Annotated in this window: 25 protein-coding genes; 9 read left to right on the forward strand and 16 right to left on the reverse strand. The window is 64.1% G+C overall.

Annotated elements, in window-relative coordinates; translation table 11 throughout:
• Window positions 1-11: 11 nt before the first annotated feature.
• From DOD19_RS04505 to xdhA, 4 genes are read right to left on the reverse strand one after another with little or no spacing between them, the layout of a single operon-like run.
• Window positions 12-1,049 (reverse strand): adenosine deaminase, encoded by a 1,038-nt coding sequence (locus DOD19_RS04505; RefSeq protein WP_112184230.1) that lies wholly within the window; start codon window positions 1,047-1,049, stop codon window positions 12-14.
• A 2-nt stretch (window positions 1,050-1,051) separates the two neighbouring features.
• Window positions 1,052-2,086: a xanthine dehydrogenase accessory protein XdhC gene (gene xdhC / locus DOD19_RS04510; RefSeq protein WP_112184232.1), complete on the reverse strand. Its 1,035-nt coding sequence runs from the start codon at window positions 2,084-2,086 to the stop codon at window positions 1,052-1,054.
• 13 nt (window positions 2,087-2,099) lie between these two features.
• The gene (xdhB, locus tag DOD19_RS04515) at window positions 2,100-4,466 is read right to left on the reverse strand and encodes a xanthine dehydrogenase molybdopterin binding subunit (RefSeq protein ID WP_112184234.1); all 2,367 of its coding nucleotides are present in this window, start codon (window positions 4,464-4,466) and stop codon (window positions 2,100-2,102) included.
• Window positions 4,467-4,470: 4 nt separating this feature from the next.
• Window positions 4,471-5,985, reverse strand: a complete 1,515-nt coding sequence (gene xdhA / locus DOD19_RS04520; protein WP_112184236.1) for a xanthine dehydrogenase small subunit — start codon at window positions 5,983-5,985, stop codon at window positions 4,471-4,473.
• A 213-nt stretch (window positions 5,986-6,198) separates the two neighbouring features.
• Between xdhA and DOD19_RS04525 the strand changes: the two genes are divergently transcribed.
• Entirely contained in the window at window positions 6,199-7,146 is a 948-nt protein-coding gene (locus DOD19_RS04525; protein ID WP_024975264.1) for a LysR substrate-binding domain-containing protein, read from the forward strand.
• 42 nt (window positions 7,147-7,188) lie between these two features.
• On the opposite strand, the gene DOD19_RS04530 is transcribed toward DOD19_RS04525, so the two are convergent.
• Window positions 7,189-8,037, reverse strand: coding sequence for a substrate-binding domain-containing protein (locus DOD19_RS04530; RefSeq protein WP_112184238.1), 849 nt, complete (start codon window positions 8,035-8,037; stop codon window positions 7,189-7,191).
• Window positions 8,038-8,195: 158 nt separating this feature from the next.
• Between DOD19_RS04530 and DOD19_RS04535 the strand changes: the two genes are divergently transcribed.
• From DOD19_RS04535 to DOD19_RS04550, 4 genes are read left to right on the forward strand one after another with little or no spacing between them, the layout of a single operon-like run.
• On the forward strand, window positions 8,196-9,296 hold the full coding sequence (locus DOD19_RS04535; protein WP_024975266.1) for a substrate-binding domain-containing protein: 1,101 nt from the start codon (window positions 8,196-8,198) through the stop codon (window positions 9,294-9,296).
• Window positions 9,297-9,352: 56 nt separating this feature from the next.
• Window positions 9,353-11,887, forward strand: a complete 2,535-nt coding sequence (locus DOD19_RS04540; protein WP_112184240.1) for an ABC transporter permease — start codon at window positions 9,353-9,355, stop codon at window positions 11,885-11,887.
• Between the two features lie 34 nt (window positions 11,888-11,921).
• Window positions 11,922-12,326, forward strand: coding sequence for a group II truncated hemoglobin (locus DOD19_RS04545; protein WP_112184242.1), 405 nt, complete (start codon window positions 11,922-11,924; stop codon window positions 12,324-12,326).
• A gap of 43 nt (window positions 12,327-12,369) precedes the next feature.
• Window positions 12,370-12,948: a DUF924 family protein gene (locus DOD19_RS04550; RefSeq protein ID WP_112184244.1), complete on the forward strand. Its 579-nt coding sequence runs from the start codon at window positions 12,370-12,372 to the stop codon at window positions 12,946-12,948.
• Between the two features lie 19 nt (window positions 12,949-12,967).
• On the opposite strand, the gene DOD19_RS04555 is transcribed toward DOD19_RS04550, so the two are convergent.
• The 11 genes from DOD19_RS04555 to DOD19_RS04605 form a co-directional block, all read right to left on the reverse strand.
• Window positions 12,968-13,564, reverse strand: coding sequence for a LysE family translocator (locus DOD19_RS04555; protein WP_112184246.1), 597 nt, complete (start codon window positions 13,562-13,564; stop codon window positions 12,968-12,970).
• 6 nt (window positions 13,565-13,570) lie between these two features.
• Complete coding sequence (locus DOD19_RS04560; protein ID WP_045206171.1) at window positions 13,571-14,155, reverse strand: TIGR00730 family Rossman fold protein; 585 nt, start codon at window positions 14,153-14,155, stop codon at window positions 13,571-13,573.
• Entirely contained in the window at window positions 14,152-14,862 is a 711-nt protein-coding gene (locus tag DOD19_RS04565) for a TetR/AcrR family transcriptional regulator (protein WP_024975272.1), read from the reverse strand. The genes DOD19_RS04560 and DOD19_RS04565 overlap by 4 nt, the downstream gene beginning before the upstream one ends.
• Before the next feature lie 136 nt (window positions 14,863-14,998).
• The gene (locus DOD19_RS04570; RefSeq protein WP_112184248.1) at window positions 14,999-15,463 is read right to left on the reverse strand and encodes a diacylglycerol kinase; all 465 of its coding nucleotides are present in this window, start codon (window positions 15,461-15,463) and stop codon (window positions 14,999-15,001) included.
• A gap of 12 nt (window positions 15,464-15,475) precedes the next feature.
• Window positions 15,476-16,519, reverse strand: a complete 1,044-nt coding sequence (locus DOD19_RS04575; RefSeq protein ID WP_204360035.1) for a glycosyltransferase family 1 protein — start codon at window positions 16,517-16,519, stop codon at window positions 15,476-15,478.
• 86 nt (window positions 16,520-16,605) lie between these two features.
• The gene (locus tag DOD19_RS04580; RefSeq protein ID WP_112184250.1) at window positions 16,606-17,556 is read right to left on the reverse strand and encodes a UDP-2,3-diacylglucosamine diphosphatase; all 951 of its coding nucleotides are present in this window, start codon (window positions 17,554-17,556) and stop codon (window positions 16,606-16,608) included.
• Window positions 17,557-17,800: 244 nt separating this feature from the next.
• Complete coding sequence (locus DOD19_RS04585; protein WP_112184252.1) at window positions 17,801-18,817, reverse strand: alpha/beta fold hydrolase; 1,017 nt, start codon at window positions 18,815-18,817, stop codon at window positions 17,801-17,803.
• A gap of 30 nt (window positions 18,818-18,847) precedes the next feature.
• On the reverse strand, window positions 18,848-19,372 hold the full coding sequence (locus tag DOD19_RS04590; RefSeq protein ID WP_112184254.1) for an RDD family protein: 525 nt from the start codon (window positions 19,370-19,372) through the stop codon (window positions 18,848-18,850).
• A gap of 99 nt (window positions 19,373-19,471) precedes the next feature.
• On the reverse strand, window positions 19,472-20,305 hold the full coding sequence (locus DOD19_RS04595; protein ID WP_112184256.1) for a DUF3106 domain-containing protein: 834 nt from the start codon (window positions 20,303-20,305) through the stop codon (window positions 19,472-19,474).
• A gap of 11 nt (window positions 20,306-20,316) precedes the next feature.
• A complete protein-coding gene (locus DOD19_RS04600; protein ID WP_112184258.1) occupies window positions 20,317-20,757 on the reverse strand; it encodes a DUF3619 family protein in 441 nt (146 codons plus the stop codon).
• The gene (locus DOD19_RS04605) at window positions 20,754-21,320 is read right to left on the reverse strand and encodes an RNA polymerase sigma factor (RefSeq protein ID WP_024975280.1); all 567 of its coding nucleotides are present in this window, start codon (window positions 21,318-21,320) and stop codon (window positions 20,754-20,756) included. The genes DOD19_RS04600 and DOD19_RS04605 overlap by 4 nt, the downstream gene beginning before the upstream one ends.
• A 359-nt stretch (window positions 21,321-21,679) precedes the next feature.
• Here DOD19_RS04605 and DOD19_RS04610 point away from each other — a divergent pair, with 359 nt between their 5' ends.
• From DOD19_RS04610 to DOD19_RS04625, 4 genes are all read left to right on the forward strand, one after another.
• Window positions 21,680-23,437, forward strand: a complete 1,758-nt coding sequence (locus DOD19_RS04610; RefSeq protein ID WP_112184260.1) for an acetolactate synthase 3 catalytic subunit — start codon at window positions 21,680-21,682, stop codon at window positions 23,435-23,437.
• Complete coding sequence (gene ilvN, locus DOD19_RS04615; protein WP_021195003.1) at window positions 23,437-23,928, forward strand: acetolactate synthase small subunit; 492 nt, start codon at window positions 23,437-23,439, stop codon at window positions 23,926-23,928. Before DOD19_RS04610 ends, ilvN begins: the two co-directional genes overlap by 1 nt.
• Window positions 23,929-23,983: 55 nt before the next feature.
• Window positions 23,984-25,000 carry a ketol-acid reductoisomerase gene (ilvC, locus tag DOD19_RS04620; protein ID WP_004630832.1) on the forward strand — a complete coding sequence of 339 codons (1,017 nt, stop codon included), beginning with the start codon at window positions 23,984-23,986 and terminating at the stop codon, window positions 24,998-25,000.
• A 147-nt stretch (window positions 25,001-25,147) separates the two neighbouring features.
• A complete protein-coding gene (locus DOD19_RS04625; RefSeq protein ID WP_024975282.1) occupies window positions 25,148-25,795 on the forward strand; it encodes a phosphatidylserine decarboxylase in 648 nt (215 codons plus the stop codon).
• The last annotated feature ends 3 nt before the right edge of the window (window positions 25,796-25,798 follow it).

Consider the following 25,798-nt stretch of genomic DNA (forward strand, 5'->3'; position numbering starts at 1 on the left):
CTCGTGGATTTTTAGTGTGTGGCTTTCCAGTGGTCGTCGACCTTGGCAAGCCACAGGGCTTTGTCCTGTTCGGGCAGGAAGGACGCCTCGAAGCTGTTGCGTGCGAGCGTGTGCGCATCGGCCGCAGACAGGTCGAGGGCGTTGAAGGTGGCGAGCCAGTTGGTGTTCATGTAGCCGCCAAAGTAGGCCGGATCATCGGAATGCAGCGTCACTGCGCAGCCCGCGGCCAGCAGTTGTTTGAGCGAGTGGTCGCGCAGGTCCGGATAGACCTTCAGTTTTTCGTTCGACAATGGGCAGACCGTCAGCGCGATACGTTCGGCGGCGAGGCGCTTGATGAGTGCGGCATCGTCGATGGCGCGTACGCCGTGATCGATGCGCTCCACCTTGAGGATGTCGAGGGCGTCGGTCACGTATTGCGCCGGGCCTTCTTCGCCGGCGTGGGCGACCAGGCGCAGGCCGAGTTCCTTGCAGCGTGCGAACACGCGCGCGAACTTCTCCGGTGGGTTGCCGCGCTCGGACGAATCCAGCCCCACGCCGATGATGCGGTTGGTCGGGTCCTGGATATAGGGCAGCGCCGCTTCGAGCGTGTCGAATGCGTCTTCCTCGCTCAGATGGCGCAGGAAGCAGAGGATCAGCGCGCTGGAAAAACCATGCTCGCGCTCGGCGTCGTCCAGGGCGCGGACGATGCCGTGAATGACCACATGCATGGGCACGTTGCGCGCGGTATGCGTCTGTGGGTCGAAGAAGATTTCGGCGTGGTGGACGTTGTCGGCAAGCGCGCGCGCGACATAAGCGGCCGTCATGTCGTAGAAATCCTGCTCGGTGAGCAGCACGCTGGCGCCCGCGTAATACAGGTCGAGAAACGATTGCAGATCGTCGAAGGCGTAGGCGGCACGTACTTCTTCCACCGACGCATACGGCAGCTTCACGCCGTTGCGCTCGGCCAGCGCAAACATCAGTTCGGGTTCGAGCGAGCCTTCGATGTGGATGTGCAGTTCAGCTTTGGGGCTGGTGGCGATGCGTTCTGCAAGCGCGGAAGAGATCGGCATGATTAGACAGGCGTGGGGACTCGGTAAGGGACCGCCGCGCCGCTGCTGGCACTGGTGAGCGCATGCTGTTGCAGCTCTCGCACCTGCAGAAGTTGCGCGACGACGGATACCGCAATGATATCCGGCGCCTTGTCCACGATGCCCGCCACGCCAATCGGGCACACCATTTCTGGCAGGCGTGCCGGGTCTACGCCGTGCTCGACCATGCGGTGCTCGAAGCGCGCGCGCTTGGTCTTGGAACCGATCAGGCCGAAGTAGGCAAAGTCCGTGCGGCGCATGATGCGTTCGCACAGCGCGAGGTCCAACGCATGGTTGTGCGTCATGACCAGGAAGTAGCTGCCGGCGGGCGCGTGATCGATCACGGCTTCCGGCGTATCGGTGGATTCGATGACGACGTTCGACGGCACTTCCGTGGGGAAGGGGAACATCGCATCGCGCTCATCCACCCACGTGACGCGGCAGGGCAGATGCGCCAGCGCGCGCACGATGGCGTGGCCGACATGGCCCGCGCCGCACAGCACGATCGACATGTCGGGCGGCAGGACGGTTTGCGTGAAGCCGCTGGCGTCGAGTTGCACGCCGGCCGCGGCGGCGTCGCCTACGTTTGCTTCAACCGCCACCGCAGGATCAGCGCAGACGAAGCGGCGCAGGCTGCGGCGTTGGCGCATGGCGTCGTCTGCCAGCGCGATCCATCCCACATCACGCGTGTCGAGTCGCTCAAGCGACAGCCGCACCACGCCGCCGCAGCATTGGCCAAGCGCAGGCCCAAGTGGAATGCGTACGAACTGGCGGCGAGCTTCGCCGGTGGCCTCGGGCGCATCCATCATGATCTGGGCGATTTCCATCGCGCGCCATTCCAGATGGCCGCCGCCGATGGTGCCGAAGAAACCGTCGGTGCCCACCAGCATGAGCGTGCCTGGCTCGCGCGGGGCAGAGCCTTGCACGTCCGTCACCGTGACCAGCACGCACGGCTGCCCGGCCTGCACGGTGGCAAGCACATCGGCGAAGCGGAAGGGGCGCAGTTGCGTGTGGTCCATGGGGGCTCCCAACTCAGGCCGACAGCGGGGCGCTGCGGATAGCGTCCACAGCCTTGAGGATTTCCTCGCTGGTGGCGGGTGCATTCAGCGGTGGGCTCGTACGGCCATCGCCCACGGCAGCCACCGCATCGCGAATGGCGAAGAACACCGAGAACGGCAGCAGCAGCGGCGGCTCACCCAGCGCCTTGGAGCGGTGGATGCTGTCTTCCACGTTGGCGTTGTTGAACAGGTGCACGCGGAAGTCCGTCGGGCAGTCGTTGACCGTCGGGATCTTGTAGGTGGACGGCGCGTGCGTCATCAGCTTGCCGTTTTTGTTCCACCACAGCTCTTCGGTCGTCAGCCAACCCATGCCCTGAATGAACGCGCCTTCCACCTGGCCGATGTCGATGGCCGGATTGATCGATCGGCCGGCGTCGTGCAGCACGTCGGCGCGCAGCAGGCGCCATTCGCCGGTGAGCGTGTCAACCACTACTTCCGAGACTGCCGCGCCATAGGCGTAGTAGTAGAACGGACGGCCCTTGAGCTTGGCTTGATCCCAGTGCAGCTTGGGCGTGGCGTAGAACCCGTCGGACCACAATTGCACGCGGGCAACATAGGCCTTGCCGATCAGTTCATCGAATGGCACGCGGCGTGCACCGATTTCCAGATGGTCGCCCACGATCGCCACCGTCTCGACGGGCACTTCGTAGTGCTCGGCGGCAAACGCGATCAGGCGCTGGCGGATCTGGCGTGCGGCGTCTTGCGCAGCCTTGCCGTTCAGGTCGCTGCCGGTCGAGGCGGCCGTAGCGGATGTGTTGGCCACCTTGCTCGTGTCCGTCGCCGTCACGCGGATGCGCGTGAACGACACGCCCAGTTCGTGCGCCACCACCTGCGCGACCTTGGTGTTCAGGCCCTGGCCCATTTCGGTGCCGCCGTGGTTCACCAGGATCGAGCCGTCGTTGTAGACGTGCACGAGCGCGCCGGCCTGGTTGAAGTGCTTCACGTTGAACGAGATGCCGAACTTCACCGGCGTCAACGCCAGACCGCGCTTGAGCACCGGGCTGGTCGCATTGAACGCGCGAATCGCTTCACGGCGCGCGCGATAGTCGGAGGTGGCCTCCAGCTCGTCGAGCAGTTCGTGGATGACGTTGTCTTCCACGGTCTGGCCATACGGCGTGACGTTGTTCTTGTCCTTGCCGTACAGATTGGCGCGGCGCACATCGAGCGGGTCCTTGCCGACCGAGCGCGCGATGTTGTCCATGATGTACTCGATGGCAAACGCGCCCTGGGGGCCGCCGAAGCCGCGGAAGGCAGTGTTCGACTGCGTGTTGGTGCGTGCGCAGAAGCCGTCGATCTCTACCTCGGGCAGCCAGTAGGCGTTGTCGAAGTGGCAGATGGCGCGCGTCATCACGGGGCCCGACAGGTCGGCCGAAAAACCGGCGCGCGACGTCATGTCCACCTTGACGCCCTGGATGCGTCCGTCGTCGTCGTAGCCGGCTTCATAGGCGAAGCGGAAGTCGTGCCGCTTGCCGGTGATCATCATGTCGTCGTCGCGGTCCGGACGCAGCTTGACCGGGCAGGCGAGTTTCCATGCCGCCAGCGACGCACAGCAGGCGAACAGGCCCGACTGCGATTCCTTCCCGCCGAAACCGCCGCCCATGCGGCGGCATTCGACCAGCACCTGGTTGGCGTGCCAGCCCAGCATGTGCGACACCATGTGCTGCATCTCGGTCGGGTGCTGTGTCGAGCACCACACGTGCATGCCGTTGTCTTCCTTCGGCACCGCGTACGAAATCTGGCTTTCGAGGTAGAACTGCTCCTGGCCGCCCAGCGACATCTTGCCGGTTTCAGAGCGGGGTGCAGTGGCGATGCGCTCAGCCGGTTCGCCGCGCTTGAGGTGCATCGGGGGCAGCACGGATTTGCCGGCCGCACGCGCCTCTTCCGGGGTCAGCATCGGGGGCAGAACTTCGTATTCGATATTGCCCAGACGCGCCGCGCGGCGCGCAGCATCGTGCGATGTGGCCACCACGATGAACATCGGCTGGCCGATGAAGTGCACCGTGTCGGTGGCGAGGATCGGGTCGTCGTGGATGATCGGGCCGCAATCGTTCGTGCCGGGAATATCGGCCGACGTGAACACCGCCACCACGCCGGGCGCGGCCTTCACGCGGTCCAGATCCATGTTGACGATGCGCGCATGCGCCTGCGTGCTCATGCCGAGCGCCGCGTGCAGCGTGCCGGCCAGTTCGGGAATGTCGTCGGTGTACGTGGCGGTGCCCGCAACATGCAGGTGTGCGGATTCGTGCGGGCGAGAAATGCCCACCACAGCGCCGCGCTGGCCAGACATGGCCGCAGCAATATCGGCTTCCGCCAGCAGGAAGGCTTCGGTTTGCTTGTTCATGTTCTTACGCTGCCGTGAGGGTATTCAATTCGACCGCGCGCACATTGATCTGTTCGGGTGCGAGTGGCGTATCGGTGCGGGTTTCCAGCCAGAAGCGGTACACCGTGTTGGCGGCCGATACGCGGCGATAGTTGTCGGTGGCGCGCATGTCGGTCAGCGGGGTGTAGTCGCGCGACATGGCTGCCATGGCAGCACGCACGGTCGCTTCATTCCAGGGCTGGCCGACGATGGCGTTTTCCGTCTCCGTCGCGCGCTTGGACGTTGCCGCCATGCCGCCGTAGGCGATGCGTGCGCTGCGCACGATGTCACCGTCCAGTTCGATGGCCAGCGCTGCGCACACGGCAGAAATGTCTTCGTCAAAGCGCTTGGACAGTTTGTACGTGCGAAAGCGCAGAGCATCACGGCCCTCACGCGCGGGGATGCGCAGGCCAGCCACGAATTCCCCTTCTTCCATCGCGTTCTTCTGATAGGCGAGGTAGAGGTCTTCGAGTGGCAATTCGCGGCGGACTTCGCCACGTTGCAGCACGACGCGCGTGCCGATGGCAATGAGCGCAGGCGCGGAGTCACCAATCGGCGAGCCGTTTGCGACGTTGCCGCCCAGCGTGCCGGCATTGCGGATCGGCAGCGAGGCAAAGCGCTTCCACAGCTCGGTCGTCTCAGGGTAGTCCGCCGCCAGGAATTCGTAGGCTTTTTCCAGCGAGACAGCAGCGCCGATCTCGATCCAGCCGTCGCGCTTTTCGAGTGCGTACAGGTCGGCCACTTGGCCGATGTACAGGATGTCGCCCAGGTCGCGGAACTGCTTGGTGACCCACAGGCCGACGTCGGTGCTGCCGGCCAGGATGCGGATGTTCGGATGCGCGGCTTTGATGGCGGCAAAGGCCGATGCGGTGCGCGGTGCGTAGAAGCGCGGTGCGTTCTCGGTGCCGACCGGCGCATAGCTGAAGGTGTCCTTGCGTTGCAGCTTGCGCAGCGTTTCGGCCAGTTGCGTGCGGTCGATGCCGGCAGGGGAGGGCAGCTCGAACATGCGTTCGCCGGCGTCGATGATCGGACGGTAGCCAGTGCAGCGGCAGAGGTTGCCGGTGAGCGAATCGCAGATGGTCTGGCGCGAGGGAATTGGAGCCTGATTGCCGGTGTTCTCGTACAGGGCGTAGAGCGACATGACGAAGCCTGGCGTGCAGAAGCCGCACTGCGAGCCATGGCACTCCACGATGGCCTCTTGCACCGGGTGCAGCGTGCCATCCTTGCCACGCACGTCTTCCACGGTGAACAGCGCCTTGCCGTCGAGCGTGGGCAGGAACTGGATGCACGCGTTGACGGCCTTCAGGCCGACGCTGCCGTCTTCCTGCAGTTCACCGAGCACGACGGTACAAGCACCGCAATCGCCCTCGGCGCACCCTTCCTTGGTGCCGGTGCAGTGTGCGTCTTCACGCAGGTATTGAAGCACCGTCCGGGTGATCGGGGCGTCCGTGACGGTGCGGACCTGGCCGCGGTGGAAGAAGCGGATGGGCTGAGTCTCCATGGGGGTTCTACGCCTGTTTGTGTGTGTAACGGAACCATAGCACCGGGCCAGGAATGCAATATTTGGCCCATGTGATAACCCGCATCGGAAAGCCAAAATCCGGGGTATACCCGCCGGTAGCGGTCTGGCGGCGCGGCGTGCAGGTGACATACACTGACAGCGTCCCCAAGCACTTCTTTTAGAAGGGTCGGCGCAGCCGTTACCCGCCTCCAGATGCACGGCAAAGATCACCTCGATACCTACCTCCTGCGCGTTCTCTACACGCTGCTCACCGAGCAGAGCGTGACGCGTACGGCGGTCAAGCTCGGCCAGTCGCAGCCGGCCATCAGCAATACGCTCAAGCGCCTGCGCGAGATCACCGGCGACGCCATCCTGGTGCGCGGCAAGAACGGCATGGTGCCGACCGAGCGCGGCCACGATTTGCTGGCGCTCGCGCAGCAGAGCCTGGAGGCGATGGAGCGCATCGCCCGCCCGTCGCAGGAATTCGACCCCGGCAACACCACCCGCACGTTTCACCTCGGTGCGCCGGATTACCTCGATGCCTTTTTCCTGCCCAACATCGTCGAGCGTCTGCGCAAGCAGGCACCGCAGGCCAAGTTGGTGGTGCATCCGCTCAATGCCGGCGTCGATTACCTTGCCGCGCTGGAGCAGGGCGGCATGGACCTCGTGATCGGCAACTGGCTCTCGCCTCCGGAACATCTGCACATTTCGCCGTTGTTCGACGATGAAGTCGTCTGCATGTTGGGGGCGCAGCACCCGCTGGCGCGCAAGGGGATCTCGCTCAAGCACTACGTGGAAATGCCGCATCTGGCGCCCGCGCCGTACGCCGTCATGCAGCGCAGCATGATCGATCAAGCACTTGCGGAGCAGGGGCTGAAGCGGCAGATCCAAGTGTCGCTGCCATATTTCGGGCTGGTGCCGTATGTGCTGATGCGCACCGATCTGGTCTTCACCACTGGCCGCCAGTTCGCTGCGCACTGCGCCCAGTATTTGCCGATCCGCATCCTGCCGACGCCCATGGCGTTCCCGAAGATGCGCTTCTACCAGCTCTGGCATGAACGCAGCCATGCCGCGCCCGATGTGATGTGGCTGCGCCGCATGATCGGCGAGGTGGCGGCAGAGTTGCCGCAGCATTCGCAGTTGGAATCGGCGGTGGCCTGAAGCTGCACCGCCGCCGCTCAGCCATGCCGCCGCGCGGGGGGGCTACTTTCCGCTTGCGACGGCCTTCCCGTAGTCCGGGAAAAACACCTGTTCCCCGTTGACCTTGAAACCGGCGATCACTTGCTGACCCTCCGGTGACGTGATCCATTCGATCAGCCTGGTCGCATCAGCGTAGTTGACGCTGGGGTATTTCTTCGGGTTGACCGCGATGATGCCGTAGGGATTGAACATGCGCGGGTCTCCGGCCAGCACGATGTCGAGACCCGTCTTGGCGCGGTAGGCGCCGTAGGTTGCGCGGTCCGAGAGCGTGTAGGCGTTCATCTGCGCGGCCATGTTCAGCACTTCGCCCATTCCGAGCCCCGCGCTGACGTACCACGGCCTGCCTTTCGGGTCGATGTTGGCCGTCTTCCAGTAAGCCTTTTCCATGACGTCGGTGCCGGAGTTGTCACCGCGCGAGATGAACTTGGTGCCGGCTTTTTCGCCCGCCGCGGCGATGGTCTCCATCCCCTGGATGACGTTCTTCTGGCCACGCACGTGAGCCGGGTCTGCCTCGGGGCCGACGAGGATGAAGTCGTTGTACATCACGTCGCGGCGGTCGATGCCGCCGCCTGAGGCGACGAAGGCGTCTTCCAGTTGGCGGGCGTGCACGAGCACCACATCCACGTCCCCCGATTCACCCAGCTTGACTGCCTTGCCGGTGCCAACGGCAATCACGTGCACATGGATGCCAGTGGCCGCCTCGAACTTGGGTAACAGGACTTTCAGCAGACCGGAATTTTCAGTGCTGGTGGTGGTGGCCATGCGGAGATCGCCAGCATATGCGGCCGTGGCGAGCGCGAGTGTCATGCAGATGACTGCAGACAGCCGAAGGGTTTGGGACAATCCGGGCATGTTGTGGGGTCAGCGGGAAGGCGTGGACGCTTTATGTCGGATGCTGCATGATGACAGCAACGTCGGGGGCGGTCAGCGGCCACGATATGCCCGCCCCGGGGATGAGCAGGATTGTTCTCCCGGGCCACGGCGGAAGTAAATAGGAAACCATAAACATAATGACATTCCAGTTCGAAGTATTTCCGGTGGTGGGGCCGGACGACAACCCGCGCGCCAACGGCAAAGTGTTTCAGTTGCTGCGGGCGGTGCGCGAGACGGGGTCGCTGCACCGGGCGGCCAAACAGGTGGGGCTGTCGTACCGGCACGCCTGGGGGGTGATGCGGTCGTGGGAAGAAATGCTCGGCCGCTCGCTGCTCGACATGGAGCGCGGCCGGGGGGCTTCGCTCACGCTCTTTGGCGAGCGCATGTTGCGCGCCGAGATGCGCTTGCGTGAGCAACTCGATCCGGCGCTGCACCAAGCCATGGGGCAGTTCCTCTCCGAGCTGGAAGATGCCTCCCAGTCGCAGGCGCGCATCCGTTTCTCGGGCAGTCATGATCCGGCCGTGGAAGTGCTGGCCGAGACGTTCGCGCGCCAAAGCCACGGTGCCCACATCGATACCGTGTTCTGCAGCGCTGTTGAAGGGCTGATCTGCCTGCAGGAAAAGCAATGCGAGGTGGCCGGCTTCTATGTGGCACCGCAGCAGGGTGCTGGCTCGATCGCGCACCAGACCTTGCGTAAGTGGCTGCGCCCGACGGCCGTACGCCTGATCGCCCTGGCCGATCGCGAGCAGGGGCTGATGATGTCGGCGGAATGGGCCGGGCGGGTGCAGTCATTGGGCGACCTGGCGCGTACGCAGGCCCGCTTCATCAACCGCCAGCGCAGTTCGGGCACGCGTTTGCTGTTCGATCAACTGCTGGTGGCTGCGGGTCTGTATCCCGACCAGATCCACGGGTATGACGAGCAGGAATTCTCCAGCGACAAGATCGCCGTGGCCGTGCAGGAAGGGCGAGCGGACGTCGGCTTCGGCCTGCGCCCGGGCGCCGAAGCCCATGGCCTGCACTTTGTGCCGCTGACGCGCGAAACGTATTACCTGGCGGTGCGCCGCAATGACGCGCTGTCGCCCTGGGTGCGCGAGCTGATCGAGCGCATTGGCCAGCCAGCCTTTCGCGAAGGGCTGGGCCACCTCGCAGGCTACCGACCGACCGAGCACGTTTCGCTGCTGACCGCAGAGCAGGCGCTGCCCTGGCACGCTGACGAGGCCCGCGCGCTGGCCCGCTGAAGTCGTGCGAACATGGCGGGGTTTGCGCGATCGAGCGCCCCGTCCATGTTCTGCCCATGTCACGTTTCTCCGTCTGGACCCAAGCCCTGCGCATGCTGCGCCGCGACTGGCGCGCCGGCGAACTGAACCTCCTGCTCGTCGCGCTGGTGCTGGCCGTGGCCGCGCTGGCGTCCGTCAGTTTCCTGGCCGACCGCATGCATGCCGGCTTGGAGCGCGATGCGCGTCAACTGATCGGCGCGGATGTGCTTGTCGTGTCCGACCAGCCGTTGCCACCCGACATCGAGGCGCATGCGCGTGCGAGCGGCCTGCAGGTCACGCACACCGCCACCTTCCCCAGCATGGCGAGCACGTTGGCCAAGGGCGCCTCAGGCGAACCCGCTTCGCAACTCGCCGCCATCAAGGCCGTCGACATGGGTTACCCGCTGCGCGGCACCCTCAAGGCGAGCGATGACGGGCGCGACACCGTGGGCGCGCCAATCCGGGGCATTCCTGCCGCAGGCACGGTGTGGGTGGACGCACCGCTGCTCGAAGCGCTCGGCATTCGCGTGGGCGATGCGATCCGCCTGGGCACGCGCACCTTCAAGATCGCTCACGTCATCACCCAGGAACTCGATCGCGGCGCCGGCTTCATGAATTTCGCCCCCCGGGTGATGTTGCCGATGTCGGATCTGGGTTCGACGGGCCTCGTCACCTACGGCAGCCGGGTGACGTATCGCTTGCTGGTGGCGGGCCCTGATGCCGCTGCCAGCGCGTTCCGCACCTGGGCCGAGAACGAAACGAAGACGCGCCAGCTGCGTGGCGTGCGCGTTGAGTCGTTGCAGAACGGCCAACCGCAGATGCGCGAAACGCTGGATCGCGCCGAGCGCTTCCTCTCGCTCGTCGCCTTGCTGGCCGCGATGATTGCCGCAGTGGCGATCACCATGGCCGCGCGCCGATACACCGCGCGGCATACCGATGCGGTGGCCGTCATCAAGTGCCTGGGGCTCAAGCAGGGGCAGATTCTCGGCACGTTCGCGCTGGAGTTTTTGTTGATCGGCGTGCTGGGTTCGGCCGTGGGCGTGGCGCTGGGTTATGGCGCGCACTGGTTGTTGCTTGCGTCGCTCGGTGATCTGGTCACGGTGACATTGCCCGCGCCATCTGTTTGGCCTGCGGTAGTGGGCGTGGCGGCGGGGCTGGTGCTGCTCATTGGCTTTGCCGTGCCGCCGTTGCTGAGCCTCGTGCGCGTGGCGCCGCTGCGCGTACTGCGGCGCGATGTGGCTGAGCGCGCCGTTGCTGCGTGGATTGGCTATGCGCTGGGCGCGGCGGCATTCTTCGCGTTGCTCGTGGTATCTGCGCGCGACGTGAAGCTCGGTGCGCTGACGGCCGCCGGGTTTGCCGGCGCCATCGTTGTGTTTGCGCTCCTGGCCGCCGGTGGCTTGCGCGCGCTGGCGGTATCGCTGGGGCGTGGTCGTGCGCTCAGCGTGGGTTGGCGCTTTGCACTGGCCGTACTGGAGCGCCGTCGCGGCGTGAGCGTGCTGCAAACCGTATCGCTTGCCGTCGGCCTGATGGCGCTGCTGTTGCTCGCCATGACGCGCAATGACCTGATCCGCTCGTGGCACAACGCCACCCCGGCCGATGCGCCCAACCGTTTCATCATCAATATCCAGCCCGATCAGATGCGGGCAGTGGCGCAGGCCCTTGCCCAAGCTGGTGTGGCGGACCCACAGCTCTATCCGATGGTGCGCGGACGCCTAACCCAGGTGAATGGCCAGGTGATCGACCGCCAGACCTATGCCGAATCGCGCGCCCGCAACCTGGTCGAACGCGAATTCAACCTGTCGTACGCTACCGAGCCGCCGCCTGAAAATCGCATTGTTTCCGGCCAATGGTTCAGCGGGCAGGAGCCCGAGGCCTCGGTGGAAGAGGGCATTGCCAAGACGCTCAACCTGCGCCTGGGCGACGTGCTGCGTTTCGACGTCGCCGGGCAGACGGTGGATGCGCCCATCACGTCATTGCGCAAGCTCGACTGGAGTTCGATGCGCGTAAATTTCTTTGTGATCCTGCCGCCCGTGGCGCTGCACGACATGCCGCAGACGTACGTGACCGCGTTCCGAATTCCCGCCGGGCAGGCCGATCTGCCGGCCAAGCTCGTGCGTGAGTTTCCGAACCTCACGGTGGTCGATACCGAACTGATCTTGCAGCAGGTGCAGGGCGTGCTGGATCAGGTAACGGCGGCGGTGGAATTCCTCTTCGTCTTTACGTTGGCGGCGGGTGTGCTGGTGCTCTATGCCGCGCTCTCCGGCTCGCGTGACGAGCGCTTGCGCGATGCCGGCGTGCTGCGCGCGCTGGGCGCGGGCTCCGCTGTGGTACGCCAGACGCAGTATGCAGAAGTGCTGATCGTTGGCGGCTTGGCCGGGCTGATGGCCGGCGTGGGCGCAATCGCCATCGGTTGGGTGCTCTCGGCGCACGTGTTCGATTTTCCGTATCGTTTCAACCCGGCGATCCTGCCGGTGGGCGTTGTGAGCGGCATGGCTTGTGCCTTTGTTGGCGGCTGGCTGGGCTTGCGCGACGTGCTGCGTCGCCCGGCCATGGCAACGCTTCGTGACGCATGACGACGCCTGAATTTTTTGACGTGACTGACGCTGTATGACTGACGCAACTTCCGGCCAGGAAACCCTGGCTTTTGACCTGATTGGCGGCGAAGCGCGCGTGCGCGAACTCGTTGATCGCTTCTACGACCTGATGGATCTGGAGCCCGAGTTTGCCGTGCTGCGCGCACTGCATCCGCAAAGCCTGGATGGATCGCGCGACAAGCTGTTCTGGTTCCTGTGCGGTTGGCTGGGCGGCCCGAATCATTTCATCGAGCGCTTTGGCCACCCGCGCTTGCGCGCGCGCCATCTGCCGTTCGAGATCGGCACGCAGGAGCGTGATCAATGGATGCGCTGCATGGCACTCGCCATGCAAGATATCGGCTTGGACGAAGCCCTGCGGATGCGCCTGATGCAGGCGTTCTGGCAGACCGCCGATTGGATGCGGAACGTGCAGCGCTAAGGTGCCGCGCTATAGCGCACCTTACAAAAAAAAGGAGACCCCGATGATCGGTTTGCCCACCGCCGATGACGTGCTCGCGTTTTGGTTCGGCAACGCGCCGCTGATCGACGCACGGCCGGAATGGTTCACCAAATCCGACGCGTTCGATACCGAGATCCGCGCGCGCTTCATGCTGCTGTGGGAAGCGCTTTCTACGGGCGACGCCGACACCTGGATGGATACGCCGCTCGAAGCCATCGCGCGCATCGTTGTGCTCGACCAGTTCTCGCGCAACATGTTTCGCGGCAGTGCGCGCGCGTTTGCCAGCGACGCGGCTGCGTTGCACACCGCGCAGATCGTCGTGGCCGCGGGCTGGGATGCGCGACTGCCGACGCGCCATCACCGCATGTTCTGTTACCTGCCTTTCGAGCACAGCGAGGCACTGTCTGCGCAGGACGAATCGATTCGCCTCTACACGCGCCTGCGCGATCAGGAAGGTGATGCGGACTCGCTCATCTGGGCGGAGAAGCACCGCGAGATCGTGGCGCGCTTCGGGCGTTTCCCCCATCGCAACGAAGCCCTCGGGCGCGTTTCCACACCCGAGGAAGTTGCGTTTCTGACCCAGCCAGGGTCGTCGTTTTAGGCCAACGGCGCCTTCCTGCTCAACGGCTCAACACCGAATACATCAGTGTTCCCGAGAAGGTGAGCAGTACGAGCGCTGCACCGCGCAACAGTTTGGGCGTGTGAGACGCCCACGTGCGCCGTGTCGTGAGCAGCATGCCCAAATACGACCAGCCGATAGCAATGGGCACCAGCACGACCAGGAACGTGGCGATGGTCCGCCCAAAATCGGCTGCGGACTGGAATGCTGCGAGCGGGAAGAGCGTGCTTGCAAACAGCAGCGCCTTCGGGTTCATCAACGTGGTGGCGAACATGTCGCGCAAGCTGACAGGATTCGCCACAACGTGCTGCAGTGCACCGCTTTGTCGCCAGATCTTTGCGGCCAAGTAGAGGATGTAGGCCGAACTCAGCAGTTTGACGACGGCTGGCAGCCACGGCTGACTGACCGACAGCGCGGTCAGAAAGAATCCCCACAGCGATATTGAAGTGACATAGCCCAGCGCCTCTACGGCAATGAGCGGGCTCGTCCGCCGCACGCCTACTTTGAGGCCGGACGAGAGCAGCAGCATGTTCGTCGGCCCCGGCATGATCAGCACCAGGGACGCGTACAGCGCCATCGTAAGCAACGAATCTTGCATGTCGCCCTACGTGCGCTCGCGACGCTCCGACCACTTGTCGACGGTCTCGCGGGGCGCACGCGCCAGCATGTCGATCAACGCGGCGGGGTCGTCGCTCACGTGCAGCAGGTCAGCGTGGTGGCGCTTGAGGAAGCCTTCCTGCACAGCATGGTCGATGAAGGCGAGCAGTTTGTCGTAGAAGCCCGCTACGTTCAGCAGGCCGATCGGCTTGTTGTGATAGCCGAGCTGCAGCCACGTAAATGTTTCGAATAGCTCTTCGTACGTGCCGACGCCGCCGGGCATGGCGATGAAGGCATCCGCACGATCGGCCATCATCTGCTTGCGCTGGTGCATGCTGTCGACGATGTGCAGCTCGGTCAGGTCTTTATGGCCGACCTCCTTGCGCACCAGCGATTTCGGGATGATGCCGATCACCGGAGTGCCGCCTTGCAGCACCGCGTCGGCCACCACGCCCATCAGGCCGACGTTACCGCCGCCATAGACGAGCGTGAGGTCACGCTTGACCATCTCGTTGCCCAGCGCGATGGCATTGGCTTTGTATTCCGGGCGCTCGCCGGGGCTGGAACCGCAATAAACGCAGATCGATTTCATTGGGCGGGAGTTTTGTTGCCGGAGGTGCTGATGGGCGGATCATTGCTGCGGCTCACCGCCAGCAAATCGAACGCCCGCCGCGGCTTGCCGCGCAGGTAAGGCGCGAGGATCGACAGGATGTGGTAGCTCGCGCCGTGCAGGTGGTCGCGGATTGCGTTCTGGTCGTTGTACTGGCGCGGGTGCTGCACGAACTGGAACGACAACCAGTAGGTGGCGATCACGACGATGTTGGTGCAGATGACATCGATTTGCTCGGCCGTGGCTTCCATCTCGCCGTCTTCGATGAACTGGTGGCAGATGTCCATGGCGAAGTGGCGCTTCTGCTCGACGATGCGCTTGAAGTTCAGTTCAAGCATGCGGTTGCGTGCGAGCAGATCGTTGATGTCGCGGTACAGGAAGCGGTAGTTCCAAAGAAACTCCGACATGTACTGCAGGTAGCCCCAGGTCTCGTCGAGTGTGGCCTTGTGGTCATCCGGCAGCTTCAGACGGCGCGCGATCTCCTGCTCGAACTGCACGAAGATCGAGTTGATGATGTCGTCCTTGTTGCGGAAGTGGTAGTACAGGTTGCCCGGGCTGATCTCCAGCTCTTCGGCGATCGTCGTGGTGGTGACGTTGGGCTCGCCCAGGTCGTTGAACAGGCGCAGCGACACTTCGAGGATGCGATCGCGCGTGCGGCGCGGGCCGGTGGAATGCTGCTTGGTTTCCATTGACTGCCAAGGCCGGTGGCCCTGTCTCCGTGGCGTATTGGTGCCCGGATTATAAGAGATCGTGCTTGTGCAACGACCCCTACATGCTGTGGGGTCGACATTGCCAAACGTTGTCGCCGGTTTTTCGCTGGTGTTCCTAATGCAACAGCGAGGCCACCCATGGCCAGGCGATCGCCAACCACGTCCCCGCGCACAGCAGCAGGGCCAGCATGACGGCTGCGCTGCCGAAATCCTTGGCACGCTTGGAAAGCCCGTGCTGTTCCAACGAGATACGGTCGACCGCCGCTTCCACGCTCGAATTGAGCAGCTCGACGATGAGCACCAGCACCAGCGTACCGAGCATCAGAATGCGCTCGACCACCGTGGCTGGGATGACGAACGCGCAGGGCAGCAGGATTGCGCACAGCGTCAATTCCTGGCGGAACGCGCTTTCCTCGTCGATGGCGAAGCGGATGCCGCTGATGGAGTTCTTGAGCGCAAACCATGCCCGCGTGATGCCGCGATTGCCCTTATGCGGGTTGTCGGCCGGCGAATAGGCGCCGGCCGCTGGTGGTGCAGGCGGATTTTCCAGACGCCGGTCTGGCGGGGTGGTGGGCTTCATGGAACGCAAGGCTCAGGCACCCGCGGCGGTGGACGGCTCGGCGGCCTTGGTGTTGCCGGCCGGCGCGGCGGGCATCGGGCGCAGGTGCGCGAGGAATTGCTCCGAGGCCGCGCGCCACGAGAACTTCTCGGCATGCGCACGCGCCGTGGCACGGTCGATACGCAGCGCTTCCAGGCATGCTTCGCGCAAGTCTTCGCGCAACGCACCGGCCGGCGAATCGCCCAACACGTCGATCGGCCCCGTCACCGGATACGCGGCAACCGGCAGGCCGCTGGCCAGTGCCTCCAGCAGTACCAGGCCGAACGTGTCGGTGCGGCTCGGGAAGACGAACACGTCGGCCGAGGCGTACACCTTGGCCAGCTCCGGTTGCTTGAGTACGCCGAGGTAGCTCGCGTTCGGGTACTTCGCCTTCAGCCCGGCCAGGGCGGGGCCTTCACCCACCACCCATTTGGAGCCCGGCAGATCCAGCTCCAGGAAGGCTTCGACGTTCTTCTCCACGGCCACACGGCCGACGTACAGGAAGATCGGATGGGCCGTATTAAGCACGTTGCTGCGCTGGGCGGTGAAGATGTCCAGATCCACGCCGCGCGTCCACAGCACGCCGTTGGTGATGCCGTAGTCGGCAAGGTCTTTCAGCACTACGGGTGTCGGTGCCATCACCGCCTGGGCAGGGCTGTGGAACCAGCGCAGAAAGCGATACGTCCACGCCAGCGGAATGCCGAAGCGCGCCTGCACGTACTCCGGAAAACGGGTGTGGTACGCGGTCGTGTAGGGCAGCTTGTGGCGCAGCGCGTAGGCGCGTGCGGCGAGGCCCAGCGGGCCTTCGGTGGCAATGTGTAGCGCCTGCGGGGCGAACTTCTCGATGCGCTCGCGCACGCGCTTGGCCGGCAGGATCGACAGGCGGATTTCCGGATACGTCGGGCACGGCACCGTCTTGAATTCCAGCGGCGTGATCATGTCGACGATGTGCCCCATGGCTTCCAGTTCGCGACGCGTCTGGGTGAGGGTACGGACGACGCCGTTGACCTGCGGTTCCCAGGCATCGGTGACGATCATGACTTTCACGGGCTCTCCTTGGGGGGTAGGTTGGGCTGCGGCGTGCTGCACGAGGTCGATGCTGGTGTTGGTCATAGGGGCTTCCATTAGGCGGCGGCCGCAGCGGCACGGCGTGCGCGGCGGGATGTGCGCGGCGCATCGAGCAGATGCGTCCAGTAGACGATCTGCAGTTCGCCTTCCATGGTTTCGACCAGGGCAGAAAGGCTCTCCACCCAGTCGCCGTCGTTGCAGTAAAGCTGGCCGTCGATCTCGCGGATCTCGGCTTTGTGGATATGCCCGCAGACCACGCCGTCGCAGCCGCGGCGGCGCGCTTCGTCCGTCATCACGCGCTCGAACGAATTGATGAAGTTGACTGCGTTCTTGACCTGATGCTTCAGGTATTGCGACAAAGACCAGTACGGAAACCCAAGCCGCACGCGGATGCGGTTGAAGTGCCGGTTCATCGCCAGGATGAAGGTGTAGAGCGAGTCGCCCACGTAGGCCAGCCAGCGGGCGTGCTGCATCACGCCGTCAAACAGGTCGCCGTGCACAACCCACAGGCGCTTGCCAGTGGCGGTCACGTGCACTGCATCTTCAGCGACTTCGATATCGCCAAAGTTCAGGCCGTGGAACTGACGCGCCATCTCGTCGTGGTTGCCCGGGATGAACACCACACGAGTACCTTTGCGCGCGCGGCGCAGCACCTTTTGCACCACATCGTTGTGTGCCTGCGGCCAGTACCAGCCCTTGCGCAGTTGCCAGCCGTCAACGATGTCCCCCACCAGGTACAGCGTGTCCGATTCGTGGTGCTTCAGAAAGTCGAGCAGGTAATCGGCCTGGCAGCCCGGCGTGCCGAGGTGGATGTCCGACAGCCAGATCGTGCGGTAGCGCTGGATTTTTTCGGCAGGCGGGTCAGTGTCCGTATCAGCCGAGTGCTCTGGCGCCAACGTGGAAGCTGGCGTGGCGGCCGGTGCTTCGTGCTCGCGCACATCGCCGCGGCCCGCTGGCACAGCCGAGCCCAGCGCGCCGGCAGCGGCAAGTCCGGCAGCCATTTGCATCAGAGGCGGTGGAGCATTCCAGTCGGAACCGGTGAGGGGAGCAGCGCGAAAGCGTTGCGCGAGGCGGCGGAGGAAACCAGGGCGCGATGGCAGATTTGGCAGGACCATGTCGGCAACAGAGGCTGCGTTGGACGGATTTCGCCATCGCTGCATGAAAGAGCCGTGTCAGAAACATGACCGTCACATGACGTGTTTGCCGAGAAGGGGGTGGGCTTGCGCCCGAGACCTGCGCCGGGCGCGCGTTTCAGGCCGATGAGATCGCGGAGAGGCCTTCAATGCGGGCGAGTTCCGTCAGCACAGCGTCGCGCACGCGAGCGTCGCATAGCAGCGACACATGGCCGATGCCCCCAAACGGGATGTGCCGCGCGCCTTCCAGCCAGGACGCACCGGCCGGGCCGACGATGGAATCGTGCCACGAAAAAATCGACGTGATGCGTGCGCGCACGTCAGGCGTTTCGGACGCTGCAAGCTGGCGCAGCCAAGGACTCGCCCAAGCCATCTGGCGCACGTTGTGGCCGCGCCCCGTACGCGCCATCGCGGTGCCCCGATGCGGCGTGCCGAGCGTGATGACGTGGGCGATGGGGCAGGGCTCCGATTGGCGCAGCAGCGCTCGGGCGGCGAGCCCGCCCATGCTGTGGCAGAGCAGGACGGGCGCACGGCCATGCGTGCGCGTCAGGCGCGCGACGGCGGCGGCAATGTCGCGGGCGTAGTCGTCGATGTCGCCCAGCAGCGGCATGAGATCGATGGCATCCGTGGGGTGCCCGGCGGCGGCCACGTATTGCTGCATTGGCAACCACACCGCGTGATTGCAGCCGTAGCCGTGGATCATCAGCACAGGCACGCGGTTGCCATCGCCCGCCGGCGCTTGGAACGCAGCGTGCGCCCGGAACGGTTGCAGCACATTGAACATCCACGCTACGGATACACATTCGCGCAGCCAACACCCCATGAAGCCGGCGACGCCGATACGATGCGTACGCGGCACGGGCATGCGGTCCCACACGGGGTCGTCCGGTATCGCGGTGCCCAGGCTCTTCAGGGACACCAGGAACGCCCATCCGACCGAAAGGAGATAACCCAGCACCAGCGCCGCGCCAGCGAGCAGGCTTGCAGTCGGCCAACTCCATCCGCCCCAGTAATGCGCCGCCCAGCCAACCGCCAGCGTTGCCGCACACTGCAGCGCCACGGCAATGCGGCGCGCAGTGGCCGCGGTCAGGAAGGCGAGGGGAACAGGCGAGGTGGGCAGATCGGCGCGCGTCATGGTGGAGGTCGCCGCCGAGCGTGAAACCGATCAGTCGCGCACCAGCCGCGTGCCGGCCAGGCGATCGTGCAGGAACTGGCGCTGCGGATCGAGCCACGCCAGCGCGCCCCAAGCCAGCAGGCACGCCAGAGCGACACCCGCGCCGGCCCAGCGGGACGCTCCGCTCAGGTGGATCACGCCGACTGCCGCGGCCACCCATATCCACGCCAGCAGATAGCGCGCAACTGCGCGCCCCAGCGAAATACGCGATCCATCGGCGTTGACCACGCGCATGCGCCACGTCTGCATCGCCAGCGTCTGGCCGCGCTTGCGCCAGAACCAAACGAAGTACAGACCGAGCGCCAAAAAGCCCCACACCTGCAGCCCCACATCGCCGGTGCGCGCCAGGGGCGGCACGATCAGGCGCAGGAGCAGAAAGACAGCCGTGGCGCCAAACATCACGCCAAACAGCAGCAGGCCCTCGTAGAGCATCGCGGCAAGACGGCGGCGCAGCGTGGGCGCGGCAAGCGGATCAGGTGCCGCAACGGGTGAAGATGAGGAAACGGAGGTGGCCATCGAACAGAGTGTGAGCGCCGTCAGCGCAGTCCATCATGTGCCGGCGCGCTGGGTGTCGTGCGGCACGTGGTTCGGATTATGCCAAAGGGTTTGCCGGCCTCAGCCGCCCAGCACCGTGGAGGGTGGCGGATTGCCGGATTCTCCACCGGTGGTGGTGGACGGTGCAACAGGGTGTACAGGCGTGAGCGGCGCGCTTGCAGGTGCCGTAGCGGCAGGTTCGGGCGCAGGGGCTGCAACCGGCGCGGATGCCGTGGCTGTCGGCTTGCTCGTCGGCGCCGACTTAGTCGTACCTGGCTTGGTGCGCGCACCGTGATGGATCGATTTGGCCGCGTCCTTCGCCAACCTTGCGCCGCCCGGCAGCGCCGTCACTGCTGTCGGATGCTTTTGCGCCTTGGCCGCGGCAGCCAGCGCTTTCTTCTGCTCTTCCGTCAGTTGCTGGTAGCTCTGCCAGGCCTCGCTCTTCTTCTGCACCGGAAGCGACTTGGTGGTCTGGAAATTCTCACGAGCGCGGTGGCGTTGCTCCGGCGTGAGCTTGACCCAATCCGCCATGCGCGTTTGCAGGCGCTGCTGCTGAGCCGGCGTGTATTTCGGATATGCCCGGGCGATCTGCAACCACTTTTGGCGGGCCAGTTCTGGCAGGCTGTTCCATTCGGGCGCCAGCGGCGCGAAGATGCGCTGCTGCACGATGGTCAACTCGGCCCAGTTCGGGTGGACGGCGGGTAGCGGATTGGTTGCGGGCGGTGTCGGCAGATCAACCGGCGCGTTGACTGTCACGCCCGGCGCCGCTGCAGGCGCCGAAGCGGCCGGAACCTGCGCGATCGCCAGTCCCGCCATCAGGCCGGCAGCGCCGATCAACGCGACGATGCTGGCGCGTAGGCACAGGGTCTTTGCGCCTCGCGGTGATTGGCCGGGGGTGTGTTGGAAGTTGCTCATCGATCAGCCTTTCACTGATCGTGCTTGAGGTACTGATGGAAGCCTTGATCGGCGTAAGCGGCCAGCGGCAGATCATCGAGCAGCATCGCGGCATCGACCTCCGCGAGCTCGTCCACGCGTTGCTGCTGTTGCCACTGATAAATGCCTGCGAGGCCCGCCACCAGAGCGATGGTCGGCCACAGCAGGCCGAGGCGACGCAGGACTGCGGCGGCGCGTTGCAGCGGCGACGGCACTTCGCCTTCCGTCTCGAAAGACACGGAGCCGACGCCCGGCATCGCCAAGGCGGGCGAGCGCACTGTGCCGGGCACTTCCGCTTTCTTGTGCGCAAGCGCTGTCCGGCGCGCCGCTGCGAGGCGGTCGCGTACGTCGGGCGGCAACTGTCCGGCCGACTCATTCAGAGCGGTTCGGACGGCATGCACAAAACGGCGTTCTCGGAGTTCTACCTTGTTCATAGTCGGATCCCTCGCGCCCGCAGCGCTTGGGCCAGGGCGTGTGTTGCCCGCGAGCAGTGCGTCTTTACACTGCCCTCGGAACAGCCCATTGCCTGGGCTGTCTCGGCAACATCCATGTCCTCCCAATAACGCATCAGGAAGGCCTCCCGTTGACGTGTGGGCAGCTTCTCGATTTCGCGTTCCAGGATTTCCAGCATCTGCGAGCGCTCGAATTTGTCGGCGCTGCTTTCCGCCGCTGTGGTGCCGGCTTCGCTTTCGATCAGTTCAAGCGGGTCGGTGTCGTCGCCCTCAGCGTCCGTGCGGAAGCTGGAGAACAGGCTCACCCAGGTGTTGCGCACCTTGGAGCGGCGAAACCAGTCGTGAATCGTGTTCTGCAGAATGCGCTGGAACAGCAGGGGTAGCTCGGCGCTCGGCTTGTCGCCGTATTTCTCGGCCAGCTTGATCATGGCGTCCTGCACGATATCAAGCGCGGCATCGTCGTCGCGCACCGCGAAGACCGCCTGCTTGAAGGCGCGTTTCTCGACGCTTGAGAGAAAGGCCGACAGTTCCTGTTCAGAGGCCATACAACGGCGGGTGCGAATCCTGTGAGGCAGCCACGCGAAAATTCACATTCACAGGATGTGATGATCACGCCGCGCGGCGTCAACGGCCTTGGCCGTGAAAAATGTTGCGATGCTAGCAAAAATGCGGCTCCGCGGACAGTCCAACGGTCGGGCGGGCCGCCAGGAGTGGGGAATCGCGCCGACGCTGGACCGCTATGCGGCATTGCAGTATTATTCCCGGTTCACAACATCTGTGGTTTGTCTCATCTGGCCGCCCATCAGGCGGACCATCCATGCAGACGCGCACCGCTCAAATCCGCGCCACAAGCCCGGTAGAGAGCATCCAAACAATTTTTTGCCGAAAATTGCAAAGGACTGACATGAATATGCCAAGCGCGGAATTTTCCCACGCCAATAGCGGTTCATCTGCCGACATGATGGGGGCTGACATCCTCGTCAATGCGCTCGCGGCAGAGGGCGTCGAGTTCGTCTGGGGTTACCCCGGCGGCGCGGTGCTCTATATCTACGACGCGTTCTACAAGCAAAACAAGATCGAACACATCCTGGTGCGCCATGAACAGGCGGCAGTCCATGCGGCTGACGGCTATGCGCGCGCCACGGGCAAGGTCGGTGTCGCCCTCGTGACTTCCGGCCCGGGCGTGACCAATGCCGTGACCGGCATCGCCACCGCTTACCTGGATTCGATCCCGATGGTGATCATCACCGGCAACGTGCCGACGCACGCCATCGGACAGGACGCCTTCCAGGAATGCGACACCGTCGGCATCACCCGACCGATCGTCAAGCACAACTTCCTGGTCAAGGACGTGCGCAACCTCGCTTCGACCATTAAGAAGGCGTTCTTCATCGCCTCGACCGGCCGTCCGGGCCCGGTGGTGGTGGACATCCCGAAGGATGTCTCGCGCGAGATGTGCAAGTACGAGTATCCGAAGGCGATCGAGATGCGCTCGTACAACCCCGTCAACAAGGGGCACTCCGGCCAGATCCGTAAGGCGGTGAGCCTGCTGCTGCAGGCCGAGCGTCCGTACATCTACTCCGGTGGCGGCGTGGTGCTTGCCGAGGCCAGCGAAGAGCTGCGCCAACTGGCTGCGCTGACGGGTTACCCGGTCACGAACACGCTGATGGGCCTGGGCGCATTCCCGGGCACGAGCAAGCAGTTCGTGGGCATGCTGGGCATGCACGGCACGTACGAAGCCAACATGGCGATGCAGAACTGCGACGTGCTGATCGCCATCGGTGCGCGCTTTGATGACCGCGTGATCGGCAGCCCGGCGCACTTCACGTCGCAGCCGCGCAAGATCATCCACATCGACATCGATCCGTCGTCCATCTCCAAACGGGTGAAGGTCGACATCCCCATCGTCGGCAACGTCAAGGACGTGCTGCAGGAGATGATTGCCCAGATCCAGTCCGGCGAAGCCAAGCCGAACAAGACGGCGTTGGCCAAGTGGTGGGAACAGATCGAACAGTGGCGCAGCGTCGATTGCCTGAAGTACGACCGCAATTCCGAGATCATCAAGCCGCAGTACGTGGTCGAGAAGATTTGGGAACTGACCAACGGCGACGCTTTCGTCTGCTCCGACGTCGGTCAGCACCAGATGTGGGCCGCGCAGTTCTACAAGTTCAACGAGCCGCGCCGCTGGATCAATTCCGGTGGCCTGGGCACGATGGGTGTGGGCCTGCCGTACGCCATGGGCATCAAGAAGGCGTTCCCGGACAAGGAAGTCGTCACCATTACCGGTGAGGGCTCGATCCAGATGTGCATCCAGGAGTTGTCGACCTGCCTGCAGTACAACACCCCGGTGAAGATCTGCTCGCTCAACAATGGCTACCTGGGCATGGTGCGCCAGTGGCAGGAAATCGAGTATGACAACCGTTACTCGCATTCCTACATGCAGGCGCTGCCCGACTTCGTAAAGCTGGCCGAATCGTATGGTCACGTGGGCATGCGCATCGAAAAGACCGCTGACGTCGAGCCCGCGCTGCGCGAAGCTTTCCGACTGAAGGATCGCACCGTGTTCCTCGACTTCCAGACCGACCCGACCGAAAACGTCTGGCCGATGGTCCAGGCAGGCAAGGGCATTTCCGAAATGCTGCTCGGCGCGGAGGACCTGTAATGCGTCACATCATTTCCGTCCTGCTGGAAAACGAAGCCGGCGCACTGTCGCGTGTGGTGGGGCTGTTCTCGGCGCGCGGCTACAACATTGAGACGCTGACGGTCGCTCCGACCGAGGACGCGTCGCTGTCGCGGATGACGATCGTTACGACCGGTTCGGACGACATCATCGAGCAGATCACCAAGCACCTGAACCGCCTGGTGGAAGTCGTCAAGGTCGTCGACCTGACCGAAGGTGCGCACATCGAGCGCGAGCTGATGCTCGTGAAGGTGCGTGCGGTCGGCAAGGAGCGCGAGGAGATGAAGCGTACGGCGGATATCTTCCGCGGCCGCGTCATCGACGTGACCGAGAAGACTTACACGATCGAGCTGACCGGCAACGGCAGCAAGCTCGACGCGTTTCTCGATGCCATCGATCGCACTGCCATTCTTGAGACCGTCCGTACGGGCGGCTCGGGCATCGGCCGCGGCGAGCGCATTCTGAAGGTTTGAACCGGCGCGTGCGTGCTGCCGGACTCCATCGATATTTGAAAATTAGGACATCACCATGAAAGTGTTTTACGACAAGGACGCCGACCTCTCCCTGATCAAGGGCAAGAACGTCACTATCATCGGCTATGGCTCGCAAGGCCACGCCCATGCCCTGAACCTGAACGACTCGGGCGTGAAGGTGACGGTCGGTCTGCGTAAGAACGGCGCGTCGTGGAACAAGGCCGTCAACGCCGGCCTGCAGGTCAAGGAAGTGGCCGAGGCTGTGAAGGAAGCCGACGTTGTCATGATCCTGCTGCCGGACGAGCAGATCGCCGACGTGTACAAGAACGAAGTGCACGGCAACATCAAGCAGGGCGCTGCTCTGGCATTCGCCCACGGCTTCAACGTGCACTACGGTGCCGTGATCCCGCGCGCGGACCTGGACGTCATCATGATCGCACCGAAGGCTCCGGGCCACACCGTGCGTGGCACGTACACGCAAGGTGGCGGCGTGCCGCACCTGATCGCCGTGCACCAGGACAAGTCGGGCGCCGCACGTGATATCGCCCTGTCGTACGCTACCGCCAACGGCGGCGGCCGTGCCGGCATCATCGAAACCAACTTCCGCGAAGAAACCGAAACCGACCTGTTCGGCGAACAGGCTGTGCTGTGCGGCGGTACCGTCGAATTGATCAAGGCTGGTTTCGAGACGCTGGTGGAAGCTGGTTACGCTCCGGAAATGGCGTACTTCGAGTGCCTGCACGAGCTGAAGTTGATCGTCGATCTGATCTATGAAGGCGGCATCGCCAACATGAACTACTCGATCTCGAACAACGCCGAATACGGCGAGTACGTCACTGGCCCGCGCGTCGTGACGGAAGAGACCAAGAAGGCCATGAAGCAATGCCTGAAGGACATTCAGACCGGCGAATACGCCAAGAGCTTCCTGCTGGAGTACAAGGCAGGCCAACCGACGCTAATCTCGCGCCGCCGCCTGACCGAAGAGCACCAGATCGAGCAAGTTGGTGCCAAGCTGCGCGCGATGATGCCCTGGATCGCCAAGAACAAGCTGGTTGACCAGACGAAGAACTGATCGGTTGCATCCTGTGCGAGAAAGCCAGCCTTCGGGCTGGCTTTTTTTTATGCTGATTCCAAGGCGCCAAACATTGTTTCAAGTGCTGGCGCGGCCCCGTGTCGGCTAGAATGCCGCATTTCCTTCAAGACGCTGTCGAGGTCTGATTTGAACAACACGTATCCGCATCCCATCATCGCCCGCGAGGGTTGGCCGTACCTGGGCGGGATTTTCATCGTCACGCTCATCGTGCAGGCCGCCGCCGGCTTCGGCTGGGCTTGGCCGTTCTGGGTGCTGACGCTGTTTGTGCTGCAGTTTTTCCGCGATCCGGCCCGCGCCGTGCCAACGCAAGCCAATGCGATTCTGTCCCCGGCCGATGGTCGCATTGTCGCCGTCGAGCAGGTGCGTGACCCGTATGCGGATCGCGACTCGCTAAAGATCAGCGTGTTCATGAACGTGTTCAACGTGCACTCGAACCGCGCGCCGGTCGATGGCACGGTGCAGCAGGTGCAATACTTCCCTGGCAAATTCGTCAATGCGGACCTGGACAAGGCGTCGCTCGAAAACGAGCGCAACGCCATCGTGCTGCGCCGTGCTGATGGCCAGCTCGTCACTTCGGTGCAGGTGGCTGGATTGATCGCGCGGCGCATCCTTTGCTATACCAAGGCAGGCGAAGCGCTCACGCGTGGCCAACGCTATGGTTTCATCCGCTTTGGCTCCCGCGTTGATGTGTACCTGCCGCTGACGGCACGCCCGCGCGTGACCATCGGCGAAAAAGTGTCCGCCACGCTCACGGTGCTTGCTGAGCTGGACTGATTC

The sequence above is a fragment of the Ralstonia sp. GX3-BWBA genome (assembly GCF_003290055.1).
GTDB classification, from domain to species: domain Bacteria; phylum Pseudomonadota; class Gammaproteobacteria; order Burkholderiales; family Burkholderiaceae; genus Ralstonia; species Ralstonia holmesii.